Source organism: Coprococcus sp. TF11-13, from assembly GCF_003481085.1.
Lineage (GTDB): Bacteria > Bacillota > Clostridia > Lachnospirales > Lachnospiraceae > Coprococcus > Coprococcus aceti.
Window position 1 is genome coordinate 604,891 of sequence record NZ_QUKK01000001.1, and the last position, 12,576, is coordinate 617,466.

General features: G+C 42.5%; 11 protein-coding genes. 9 read left to right on the forward strand and 2 right to left on the reverse strand.

All coding sequences use genetic code 11. From position 1 onward, the window contains the following. Positions 1-13: 13 nt before the first annotated feature. The 6 genes from DXD11_RS02660 to DXD11_RS14145 all read left to right on the forward strand — a co-directional run bounded on the left by DXD11_RS02660 (position 14) and on the right by DXD11_RS14145 (position 6,997). Positions 14-799: an electron transfer flavoprotein subunit beta/FixA family protein gene (locus DXD11_RS02660; protein ID WP_118757721.1), complete on the forward strand. Its 786-nt coding sequence runs from the start codon at positions 14-16 to the stop codon at positions 797-799. Positions 800-826: 27 nt separating this feature from the next. Next, a complete protein-coding gene (locus DXD11_RS02665) occupies positions 827-1,888 on the forward strand; it encodes an electron transfer flavoprotein subunit alpha/FixB family protein (RefSeq protein WP_015535002.1) in 1,062 nt (353 codons plus the stop codon). Between the two features lie 695 nt (positions 1,889-2,583). Next, on the forward strand, positions 2,584-4,089 hold the full coding sequence (locus DXD11_RS02670; RefSeq protein WP_118757722.1) for an MATE family efflux transporter: 1,506 nt from the start codon (positions 2,584-2,586) through the stop codon (positions 4,087-4,089). 164 nt (positions 4,090-4,253) lie between these two features. After that, a complete protein-coding gene (gene nifS, locus DXD11_RS02675; RefSeq protein WP_118757723.1) occupies positions 4,254-5,435 on the forward strand; it encodes a cysteine desulfurase NifS in 1,182 nt (393 codons plus the stop codon). 18 nt (positions 5,436-5,453) lie between these two features. Then, the gene (gene mnmA, locus DXD11_RS02680; RefSeq protein ID WP_118757724.1) at positions 5,454-6,560 is read left to right on the forward strand and encodes a tRNA 2-thiouridine(34) synthase MnmA; all 1,107 of its coding nucleotides are present in this window, start codon (positions 5,454-5,456) and stop codon (positions 6,558-6,560) included. A gap of 251 nt (positions 6,561-6,811) precedes the next feature. Further along, positions 6,812-6,997 carry a hypothetical protein gene (locus tag DXD11_RS14145; RefSeq protein WP_147360966.1) on the forward strand — a complete coding sequence of 62 codons (186 nt, stop codon included), beginning with the start codon at positions 6,812-6,814 and terminating at the stop codon, positions 6,995-6,997. Between the two features lie 149 nt (positions 6,998-7,146). Here the strand turns inward: DXD11_RS14145 and DXD11_RS02690 are convergent, their stop codons facing one another. Beyond that, on the reverse strand, positions 7,147-7,968 hold the full coding sequence (locus DXD11_RS02690; protein ID WP_243104949.1) for a histidinol-phosphatase HisJ family protein: 822 nt from the start codon (positions 7,966-7,968) through the stop codon (positions 7,147-7,149). Positions 7,969-8,302: 334 nt separating this feature from the next. Between DXD11_RS02690 and gap the strand changes: the two genes are divergently transcribed. The 3 genes from gap to tpiA all read left to right on the forward strand — a co-directional run bounded on the left by gap (position 8,303) and on the right by tpiA (position 11,614). After that, complete coding sequence (gap, locus tag DXD11_RS02695) at positions 8,303-9,340, forward strand: type I glyceraldehyde-3-phosphate dehydrogenase (protein WP_004852921.1); 1,038 nt, start codon at positions 8,303-8,305, stop codon at positions 9,338-9,340. A gap of 214 nt (positions 9,341-9,554) precedes the next feature. Next, positions 9,555-10,769: a phosphoglycerate kinase gene (locus DXD11_RS02700; protein ID WP_022216404.1), complete on the forward strand. Its 1,215-nt coding sequence runs from the start codon at positions 9,555-9,557 to the stop codon at positions 10,767-10,769. Positions 10,770-10,861: 92 nt separating this feature from the next. Then, complete coding sequence (tpiA, locus tag DXD11_RS02705; protein ID WP_004852916.1) at positions 10,862-11,614, forward strand: triose-phosphate isomerase; 753 nt, start codon at positions 10,862-10,864, stop codon at positions 11,612-11,614. A gap of 133 nt (positions 11,615-11,747) precedes the next feature. Here tpiA and DXD11_RS02710 read toward each other — a convergent pair whose 3' ends face one another. Continuing rightward, entirely contained in the window at positions 11,748-12,506 is a 759-nt protein-coding gene (locus DXD11_RS02710; protein ID WP_022216405.1) for a helix-turn-helix domain-containing protein, read from the reverse strand. Between the last annotated feature and the right edge of the window lie 70 nt (positions 12,507-12,576).

Consider the following 12,576-nt stretch of genomic DNA (forward strand, 5'->3'; position numbering starts at 1 on the left):
GGAGGTACTTAACGTGAAGGTTATAGTTTGTATAAAGCAGGTACCTGATACAAAGGGTGGAGTACAGTTCAACCCAGACGGTACATTAAACAGAGCAGCAATGCTTACAATCATGAACCCTGATGATAAGGCAGGACTTGAGGCTGCACTTAGATTAAAGGATCAGTATGGTGCAGAGGTAACAGTTCTTACAATGGGTCTTCCAAAGGCTGCTGACGTTCTTCAGGAAGCAATCGCTATGGGAGCTGACAAGGGTGTTCTTGTAACAGACCGTGTTCTTGGTGGAGCTGATACATGGGCTACATCAACAACAATCGCTGGAGCTCTCAGAAAGCTTGATTATGATCTGATCATAACAGGTCGTCAGGCTATCGATGGAGATACAGCTCAGGTTGGACCACAGATCGCTGAGCATCTTGGAATTCCTGTAATTTCATATGCACAGGAGATCAAGGTTGACGGAGACGCAGTTATCGTTAAGCGTCAGTATGATGACGGATATCATATGTTAAAGGCTAAGATGCCTTGCCTTATAACAGCACTTTCTGAGTTAAATGAGCCAAGATACATGACTCCAGGTGGAATCTTCGATGCAGTTAATGCAGAGATCACAACACTTGGCAGAGCAGACCTCGTTGATGTTGATGATTCTAACATCGGTCTTAAGGGCTCACCTACAAAGATCGCTAAGGCTTCAGATAAGGTAAGAAAGGGTGCAGGCGAGAAGGTTGTTCCTGATTCTCCAGATGAGGCAGTTAGCTATATTGTTGGCAAGTTAAAGGATAAGCATGTAATCTAATATAGTAAAGGAAAAGTGGTGAATAAAATGGGCGCAATGAACGCAGAAGAAATGAAGAACTACAAAGGCGTATTTGTCTTTGCACAGCAGGTAGATAATAAGTTAAGTGGTATTTCTTTCGAGCTTATCGGCGAAGGAAAGAGACTGGCAGAGAAGCTTGATGAGCAGGTAACTGCAGTCCTTATCGGTTCAGACGTTAAGGGTCTTGTAGATGAGCTTGCAGAGTACGGCGCAGATAGAGTTATCGTTGTTGACGATCCAGAGCTCAAGGAGTACAGAACTGAGCCATATGCACACGCACTTGCATCAGTTATCAATGAGTACAAGCCAGAGATCGTTTTAGTTGGTGCTACAGCAATCGGTAGAGATCTTGGTCCAACAGTTTCAGCAAGAGTTGCTACAGGTCTTACAGCAGACTGTACATTACTTGAGATCGGTGATTTCCCTCTTGTTGCACTTCCAAATCAGGAGCAGAAGCACAATCAGCTTCTTATGACACGTCCTGCATTCGGTGGTAACACAATCGCTACAATCGCATGTCCTGACAACCGTCCACAGATGGCTACAGTTCGTCCAGGTGTTATGCAGAAGCTTGACAAGGTAGCTGGTAAGAAGGCAGAGGTTATCGAGTACAATCCAGGATTCGTACCTAACAACAAGTATGTTGAGATTCTTGAGATCTCAAAGGCTATCTCAGATATCAAGGATATCATGGATGCTAAAATCCTTGTTTCAGGTGGTCGTGGAGTTGGTTCAGCAGAGAACTTCAAGCTCCTTGATGATCTTGCAGAGGTACTTGGTGGACAGGTATCATGCTCACGTGCAGTTGTAGATTCAGGCTGGAAGCCAAAGGAGCTTCAGGTTGGTCAGACTGGTAAGACAGTTCGTCCACAGGTATACTTCGCAATCGGTATTTCAGGTGCTATCCAGCACGTAGCTGGTATGGAAGAGTCAGACATCATCGTTGCTATCAACAAGGATGAGGATGCTCCTATCTTTGATGTAGCTGACTATGGTGTAGTTGGAGATCTCAACAAGATCGTTCCAGCTCTTACAGAGGCTATCAAGGCAGAGCTTGCTAATAAGTAATTAACAGCTTGTTTGTCGTATAGATAATTTTAGATTATCAACTATGAGGAACACGCTTCGCGAGTTTCTCAAGTTATCGCGGCAGTCGCCAAGGTCTCGTGCAAGCACGGACTTTGGCTCGTTGCTCGCGTAAATTATAAAGTCCCCCTCTTGGATTTGATGTTCAAGAGGGGGATTTTTTGAGCTGTATGGTGGTCTGAATTGTAGAATCGTTTGAATTGCATAGGGCTGTTGCAGGATGAATTCAGGTACGGAACGATTTGTGTGCGGCTACGTGAGGGTCGTGTTGAGGATATACTGGCGAAAAAATAACGTTCTGTTCTTTGCTGAGTGTCCGTTTTCATTACAAGGGATACTCTGCTCGATGATGAGTGAATAGCATTATTAGTGAGCTATAAATGAATTGATGATTGTAAATGTGAATATATGGGTCCAATATACGAGTCGGTGAATTGAGTCGATGAGAAATCGATAAATCGAAAATTAGAAATCAGAAAATAGAGATCGAAAATCGAAATACAAGTGTATTGTAAATAATACAAAAATAATGTAGTATTAATTAGTTTGAGTATAGTAGATAAAGAGAGTACGCATGTGAGGATAAGTGCAAGTGAAGATAAGTGTGTGTGAGGATAAGCACAAATGGCAGGTATAGTACATTATGCACAGCAGGATCATGCAGAGGAGAGGTACACATGAAAGAGAAAGACAGCGTCGAAAATAATGAAAAATCACCTGATAACAGGAAAAAATCTGGTGAGAAAATAATATCTGATAATAAAACAATATCTGATAATAAAACAATATCTGCTAATGGAAAGGCGTTCGTAGGTGATAGCAGAGAAAATAAGATGGGAGTGATGTCTGAGGGAAAGCTTCTGATGTCAATGTCACTTCCTATGATAATTTCCATGCTGTTCCAGGCTATGTACAATGTTGTGGACAGTGTGTTTGTGTCAAGATTCAGCATGGACGGACTTACGGCTGTGTCCACAGCATTTCCGATACAGAATCTGATGATCGGAGTTTTCTCTGGACTTGGAGTAGGTTTTAATGCGTTTATATCCAAGGCGCTGGGAGAGAAGAAGTTTGACAGGGCAAATGAGGTGGCGAGACAGGGAATATTTCTTGAAGCGATAGGATATGTGATATTCCTGATAATAGGTTTATTCTTTGCAAGGACATTCATGGAAAGTCAGACGAGAGATGCACAGGTAATCCAATATGGAACAGAATATCTCGAGGTGTGTTGCTGTTGTGCTTTCGGTATAGCTTTCCAGATGACATTTGAGAGATTGCTGCAGTCCACGGGACGTACAATGTACAGTATGATAACCCAGATACTCGGTGCTGTCATCAATCTTATACTTGATCCTATAATGATATTTGGACTTCATGGATGTCCTCGAATGGGAGTAAAGGGTGCGGCCATCGCAACTGTATGTGGACAGTGTATAGCTGGAACTCTGGCTATGGTATTCAATATCAAGAAGAATCCGGATCTCCATATAACACTCAGAAGATTCAGGCCACATGGTGAGATAATAGGTAAGATTCTCAGCGTAGGTGTGCCGTCGGTTATCATGGTTGCAATAGGTTCTGTGATGAATTATTTCCTGAATCTGATACTGTACTCATTCTCGAAATTGGCCGTTGCAGTGTTCGGAGCGTATTTCAAGGTGCAGAGTATGGCATTTATGCCTGTATTCGGATTGAACAACGGAATGATACCTATAATTTCATACAACTACGGAGCACAGAAACCTGATAGAATGAAACGCACCATGAAGCTTGGTGTGATGGTCGGTTGTTCCATTATGGTATTCTGTCTTGCTATCATGCAGGTATTTCCGGGACAGATACTTAAAATATTTGATGCCACAGATGAGATGCTGTTGATGGGTATACCAGCGGTCAGGATCATGAGCACAGCATTTATATTTGCGGGATTTTCTGTCACATGTTCGGGAATGTTTCAGGCTGTAGGAAAGGGCGTGTACAGTATGATAGTGTCTATGGCGAGACAGCTTTTTGTCATACTTCCTGTGGCATATTTTCTGTCAAAAGCAATGAACAGTGTGAATGGTGTGTGGGCAGCGTTCCCTATAGCAGAGGTTTTCAGCGTGATCATATCGACGATTCTTCTTCTCAGGGTCTATAAGAAAATAGTAAAGCCTATGGAAAGTGTTCAAAGAGATTAAAAGACGAAGATAATGAGATATGATGAGAGCAGAATAATATATACATGGCACGTGGCATTTGTATTGTGGTAGAATACTATATAGTAATATAGTTTCGTGTGATGAATGCAGTTTTGCATTTGTCATTGACAGGTGACAGAAAAGGTAATGGAAAGAGAGCGGAAATGGGAAAGTTGATATATATGGATCATGCAGCGACGACGGCGGTGAGACCTGAAGTGCTCAACGCCATGCTGCCTTATTTTACAGAAAAGTTTGGAAATCCTTCAGGCGTATACACATTTGCATCGAGAAATAAGGATGTGACAAATGTGGCGAGGGATATAATTGCTGATTCGCTTGGTGCAAAGCCTGAGGAGATCTATTTCACGGGCGGTGGTTCGGAATCGGATAACTGGGCTTTAAAGGCTGTAGCGGAAGCCTTTCAGGATAAGGGAAAACATATAATTACGACCAGGATAGAGCACCATGCCATTCTTAACACATGTCAGTATCTGGAGAAGAGGGGCTTTGACGTGACATATCTGGATGTGGATGAGAAGGGGATGGTTGATCCTGACAGGCTGGAGTCGGCGATAAGACCGGATACGATCCTCATCTCGGTTATGGCTGCAAATAATGAGATAGGAACCATAGAGCCGATAAGCAGGATAGGAGCTGTTGCGCATGAACATGGCATTCTATTCCACACGGATGCGGTTCAGGCGTATGGACAGATACCACTGGATGTAAATGCCATGAACATAGATATGCTCAGCAGCAGCGGACATAAGCTTAATGGCCCGAAGGGAATCGGGTTTCTGTATATACGGAGCGGAATAAAGCTTGGAAGCTTTATCCACGGAGGCCAGCAGGAGAGAGGAAGACGTGCCGGAACAGAGAATGTACCGGGGATTGTAGGAATGGGCAAAGCTGCGGAGCTTGCGATGCTCTCAATGGAAGATCGGATGAAGCAGGAGACAGATATCAGAGATCATATGATACACAGAATTTTATCGGAGATTCCTTATTCCAGACTGAACGGACATGACAAAGACAGACTTCCGAACAATGTAAATGTCAGCTTCCAGTTCGTTGAGGGCGAGACGATCCTCATCATGCTCGATATGGCTGGCATATGTGCTTCTGCCGGTTCCGCATGTACATCGGGTTCTGTTGATCCCTCCCATGTGCTGACAGCTATAGGGCTTCCGAAGGAGATATCCCATGGTGCGGTCAGACTGACTCTGGGATATGAGAACACCATGGATGAGGCGGATGCGGTGGTAGATAATCTCAAGAGAATCGTGGAAAATCTCAGAAAAATGTCACCTGCGTATCAGGATTTTGCCAGGAGAAACATGTAAATTACACAAGATATAACTATGTATAAAGAGGGAAAAAATTTGGTCGATACAGATAAGAAGACAGTGTGTGTTGGAATGTCAGGCGGAGTCGACTCGTCGGTTGCCGCACTTTTGCTCAAGGAGCAGAGCTACAATGTAATAGGAGTTACCATGCAGATATGGCAGGATGAGGACAGGGACGTGGTGAGTGCCCATGCCGGATGCTGTGGACTTTCTGCTGTGGATGATGCCAGGCGTGTGGCATCGCAGCTCGATATTCCGTATTACGTTATGAATTTCAAGGAAGAATTCAAGAAGTACGTAATAGACTATTTTGTGGACGAATACAAATGCGGAAGAACTCCGAATCCATGTATTGCATGCAACAGATATGTAAAATGGGAGTCTCTGCTTACGAGATGCATGGCCATCGGGGGCGATTATATTGCTACGGGACACTATGCAAGGATCATACAGCTTCCAAATGGCAGATATACTCTCCAGGAGGCCAGGGGAATAGAGAAGGATCAGACATATGCTCTCTACAATCTCACCCAGGAGCAGCTCGCCAGGACACTCATGCCGGTTGGAGAGTACAGCAAGCCTGAGATCAGAAAAATTGCAGAGGACCACGGACTTATGGTGGCTCACAAGCCGGATAGCCAGGATATATGCTTTGTGCCAGATGGAGATTACGCAGGTTATCTTGAGAATGAGGCAGGACTTAAGGCGGTTCCGGGAGATTTTGTAGACATACATGGCAATGCGATCGGAAGACATAAGGGAATCATACACTACACCATAGGACAGAGAAAAGGACTTGGACTTGCGATGGGGCATCCGGTATTTGTGGTGGACATCATACCTGAGACAAATCAGGTTGTTATAGGAGAGAACGGAGATGTATTTTCAGAAAGGCTGATATGCAACAGACTGAACTTTATGTCCATAGAGGATCTCACGGAGCCAATGCATGTCAAGGCGAAGATCAGATACAATCATAAGGGAAGTATGTGTACCATCAGAAAGATAGATGAAGATCTGGTAGAAGCAGTATTTGACGAGCCGGTAAGAGCTGTGACAAAGGGACAGGCTGTAGTGTTCTATGAAGATGATCATGTGCTTGGCGGAGGAAGCATCTGTTGACAGGGTTTTACAAAGAGTGATGGTCTGACATAAGGAGATTTCGTATGGGTGATACAGGCAGAGAAGTTTTGCGCAAAGACGTCAAAGTGCGTGGATGGATATTGTTTGGCATCTTTTCAGTGATTTTTGTTTTTATGATAATCACTATATGCTCCATGATACATAATGGAGAGTTTGAATTGAATAGTTTCACAGGACCATTGATTTTTCTGACTGTAATTTCGGTTATATGCATATGGGATGGCATTAGGATGATACGGACTCCGGAGAAGTTGCTCAACCGAGAGAATAGAAACCATGGTGGCAGAGTGTTTGAAATGGCAGACAAATTGTATGGTGATCTGGATGGCGCCGGAGGCGATTATCTTGAAAAAATGAGAAAAACAGACATTCATGATATACCACATAGTCCGTACTATACAGGGAACAATACATAATGAGATATGAAACAAATAGAGCAGTCAGGTGACTGCCGAAATTGAATTTACGGTATAAAAAAGATGGAACATATAAGCCATTGAACTGGCGTATGTGTTCCATCTTTTTATATTTATAAGTATATAAATTGATATTTTGCAATTTTATTTTACAGCGGATTGAATTCTGGCTTTCTGTTCTTGAATGTACAGTAGTATCTGTAGCCGAGTGATGTGAGGGCATCCCTTGCATATGTCTCAAAATCATAGCACAGATATTCGGGCTTATGTGCATCAGACCCCACTGTGATGATCTCACCGCCCATATCCTTGTAGAGTTTCAGGATATCCATGTGAGGATGTGCGTAACTCATATTCTTGTACAGGCTTCCGGTATTGATCTCTATACCTTTCCCTTTTGGGATGATTATTTTGAAAATCTGTTCAAGCACATCAGTATAATCTGCCATCCTAAAGATATTCTCGCCTGATGGGCAGTATCTTACTACGTAGTCAAGATGACCATATACGTCAAAGTCGTCTATCAGAGTCACGTTCTCAAGGATGGACTCAAAGTAATCGCGGATGCCTTCTATCTCTGTACGTCCCTCATAGTAAGCTGGATAGTATGGGTCGAGACCTTTTACAAGATGCGATGATCCTATGATGAAGTCCAGTTCGTTTTTGTATTTGCCTGCAATATCCCTTGCCTTATCAGCAACGGTATTCATGAGACCGAGCTCCACGCCGCTTCTCACGTCTATCTTATCTCTGTATCTGTCCCGGATTTCATCCAGCGCAGCAAAATATGAATCGAAATCAAGCTGGAAGTCAAAACCGTCCTCCGGATTGATAGGAAAGTCTATATCGTGGTGGTCTGTCAGACAGATCTTTGGAATTCCAAGTTGTATTGCCTGCTGGATTATGCTGTCCAGTGGGGCGGAAGAGTCGCTTGAGAACTCCGAATGTATATGCGAATCACAGATGATCATTTTCTGTATACCTCCGTTTATAATCATTGCGTTTCATATTATAACATAAAACACTGAAAAAAATATATAAAGTAAAGCTGTTGAGTAATCTTATTATTATCAAATTGTAGTAGTAACTTTTTTTCTATAGTCTCAGCCCATTAGTATAATTTGTTAAAACAAGTTTGTCTATTTTGGATAGATGATAACTAAAAAAATGAGATTAAGGCTTGAAATTTATACCTAAAGAATGTATGATTAGCTTGTGTATTTAACACGATTTATTTGCTACGTTCCCGCGTAGCAGATTGATAAATACTTTTATTATATTTCAAAAACCTAGGAGGAATAAAAAATGGCAGTAAAAGTAGCAATTAACGGTTTTGGACGTATTGGTCGTCTTGCATTCAGACAGATGTTCGGTGCAGAGGGTTATGAAGTTGTTGCAATCAACGATTTAACAAAGCCTTCAATGCTTGCAGATCTTCTCAAGTACGATACAGCACAGGGTGGATACTGTGGCAAGATCGGTGAGAACCTTCACACAGTTTCAGCTGATGATGAGGCTAACACAATCACAGTTGATGGTAAGACTCTTACAATCTACAAGGAGGCAGATGCAAACAACCTTCCTTGGGGTAAGATCGGTGTTGATGTAGTTCTTGAGTGTACTGGTTTCTACTGCTCAAAGGAGAAGTCAATGGCTCATATCAATGCAGGTGCTAAGAAGGTTGTTATCTCAGCTCCAGCTGGTAATGATCTTAAGACTATCGTATTCTCAGTTAACCAGGATACATTAACAGCTGATGATCAGATCATCTCAGCAGCTTCATGTACAACTAACTGTCTTGCACCAATGGCTAAGGCTCTTAATGACTATGCTCCAATCCAGTCTGGTATCATGTCAACAATCCACGCTTACACAGGCGATCAGATGATACTTGACGGACCACACAGAAAGGGCGATTTAAGAAGAGCTAGAGCAGGTGCTGCTAATATCGTTCCTAACTCAACAGGTGCTGCTAAGGCTATCGGTCTTGTTATCCCAGAGTTAAATGGCAAGCTTATCGGATCAGCTCAGAGAGTTCCAGTTCCAACAGGTTCAACAACAATCCTTACAGCAGTTGTTAAGGGTGCTGATGTAACAGTTGATGGAATCAACGCTGCAATGAAGGCTGCTGCTTCAGAGTCATTCGGTTACAACACAGATCCAATCGTTTCATCAGATGTTATCGGTATGAGATATGGTTCATTATTTGATTCAACTCAGACAATGGTATCAAAGATCGCTGATGATTTATATGAGGTTCAGGTTGTTTCATGGTATGACAATGAGAACTCATACACAAGCCAGATGGTTAGAACAATCAAGTACTTCGCAGAGTTAGCATAAGTTATTTCAAGCTATAATTAGCTTTTATAATGTAAGCTCATTTAAAAGTATTTATTAGACCTAATAGAGGGTCCGGTCTCCAAGGACCGGGCCCTTTTTTCTTCGTAGGAAGCAATTATGCGTTTCTATGTTCCCGCATAAGAGCGGGTAGGTAGCTGGGCAGAGGACAACTTATAGTTTTCTGTTCTATAACATTATTTAGGAGGAATTAGAAATGTCATTAAACAAGAAATCAGTAGATGATATCAATGTTAAGGGCAAGCGCGTGCTTTGCAGATGCGACTTCAATGTACCATTAAAGAACGGAGAGATTACAGACGAGAACAGACTTGTTGCAGCTCTTCCAACAATCAAGAAGCTTATCGCTGACGGTGGAAAGGTTATCCTTTGCTCACACCTTGGAAAGGTTAAGACTGAGGAAGACAAGCAGACTAAGACCCTTGCACCAGTTGCTAAGAGACTTACAGAGCTCCTTGGACAGGAGGTTAAGTTCGTACCAAGCCTTGAGGTTGTTGACGATACAGTTAAGGCTGCAGTTGACGCTATGAAGGATGGGGATGTAATCCTTCTTGAGAATACTCGTTTCAGAGCTGAGGAGACAAAGAATGGAGAGGCTTTCTCTAAGGATCTTGCAAGCATCTGTGATGTATTTGTAAATGATGCATTCGGAACAGCTCACAGAGCTCACTGCTCAAACGTTGGTGTTGCTGGACTTGTTGACACAGCAGTAGTTGGTTACTTAATGCAGAAGGAGATTGACTTCCTTGGCAATGCAGTAGAGAACCCAGTTAGACCATTTGTAGCTATCCTCGGTGGTGCTAAGGTTGCTGACAAGCTGAACGTTATTTCAAACCTTCTTGAGAAGTGCGATACACTTATCATCGGTGGTGGTATGGCTTACACATTCCTTAAGGCTAAGGGATATGAGATCGGTAAGTCACTTGTAGACGATTCTAAGATCGATTACTGCAAGGAGATGATGGCAAAGGCAGAGAGCCTTGGCAAGAAGCTTCTTCTTCCAGTTGATACAGTTATGATCGAGGATTTCCCTAACCCTATCGACGATCCAAGTATCAAGACAGAGGTATTTGACGCTGACAAGATGCCTGCAGACAAGGAAGGCTGCGATATCGGACCTAAGACTATCGAGCTTTACTCAGACGCAGTTAAGACAGCTAAGACAGTTGTTTGGAATGGACCTATGGGTGTATTCGAGAACCCTGTACTTGCAGCCGGTACAAAGGCAGTTGCAGCAGCACTTGCTGATACAGATGCTACAACAATCATCGGTGGTGGAGATTCAGCAGCAGCAGTTAACCAGCTTGGTTACGGTTCAAAGATGAGCCACATCTCAACAGGTGGTGGAGCTTCACTTGAGTTCCTTGAGGGTAAGGAGCTTCCGGGTGTAGCAGCAGCAAACGACAAGTAATTTGTATATCGCTGAGATATAAAGATTATACTGGTGGGTGCCGGTTCAGGCCGGTACTCATCAAAAAATACAAATATAAGAGGTAGATTACAATGGCAAGAAAGAAGATTATTGCAGGTAACTGGAAGATGAACAAGACTCCTAGCGAGGCTGTTGAGCTTGTTAACCTGTTAAAGGACTTAGTAAAGAATGATGACGTAGATGTAGTATACTGTGTACCAGCTATCGATATCGTACCAGTTGTTGAGGCAACAAAGGGAACAAACGTAGCTGTAGGTGCAGAGAACATGTACTTCGAGGAGAGCGGAGCTTACACAGGCGAGATCTCAGCAGCAATGCTTGTTGATGCTGGTGTTAAGTACGTTATCATCGGACATTCAGAGCGTCGTGATTACTTTAAGGAGGATGATGTTCTTCTCAACAAGAAGGTTAAGAAGGCATTTGAGGCTGGTATCACACCTATTCTTTGCTGTGGTGAGTCACTTGAGCAGAGAGAGCTCGGTGTTACTATGGACTGGATCCGTCTTCAGATCAAGTCAGATCTCGCTGGCGTAACAGCAGATCAGGTTAAGTCAATGGTTATCGCTTACGAGCCAATCTGGGCTATCGGAACAGGTAAGACAGCTACATCAGATCAGGCACAGGAAGTATGTAAGGGAATCCGTGATCTCATCGCTGAGATCTACGATACAGATACAGCTGAGGCGGTAAGAATTCAGTACGGCGGTTCTATGAACGCTGGCAACGCTGCTGAGCTCCTTGCAAAGCCAGACATCGACGGTGGTCTTATCGGCGGTGCTTCACTCAAGGCTGATTTCGGTCAGGTTGTAAATGCCGGAAAGTAATTTTAAACAGGCCAAAATATATTAGTTTTAGATTAAATCTGATATAGAATATTGAAAGGGATTATCAAGTGCTTTATCACAAGGTAATCCCTTTTGTTTACGCTTAGAAAAACAAGGTGGTATATTTCAGGAACTAAGTATTGTTTTTATGAAATGGGGTTTGCCTTAAATTTATATTTCTATAGTTCGCAGGTGTTAGACCAGTATGTAATCTGAACTGTTCGGTAAAATAACTCTGACTTGGAAATGCGAGAGTCTGTGCTATCTGGGCAGGGCTATAATCAGAGTATATGAGCATGTTCCTTGCAGTATCAAGTTTTAGCATTTTTATATAATGTCCGATATTATCTCCGGTCTCTTTTTTGAACAGCCTTGACAGGTATGACGGGGTGAGATTGACACGTTTTGCCAGAAGTTCAACAGTGATCCTAGTATGCAGATGATCGTATATGTAGTCTATGCACTCTGCGACCGGTTTGGAGCATATGGAATTTTTCTTAAGGTTTCGCATTTTTTTTGCATAGTCGATGCACATGAACGCATGTAATTCAGATATATCCTCCACAGACTTCATTGTATCTGACTTTTTTATATAAAAATCACTGAGATTGTAAGCAGTTGCCACATCGAGACCACCTTCAATACAGTATCTTGCAACAAGGGCTGTTGTTATGACAAAATGATATCTTATGTTGTTGACCGGCTTTTCAGATAGTAAGCCGAGTCCTTTTTTATCCTTAAGTGGTGAGGCTTTACACAATTCTTTAACCTGTTCTATATCTCCATTTTGTATTATTGAGTAAAATTCAAGTTCAGGGTTATAGGGCGCTCTATTGGTTGAATCTTCGCGTCTTATAAATTCCTGGTAGAATATTTCCTTTGAGTATTTCATATGTGTATAAATCCTTTCCAGTAAATTGTGTCAGGGTAAAAATTTATATGTTATCAAAAGTTTATAAAAG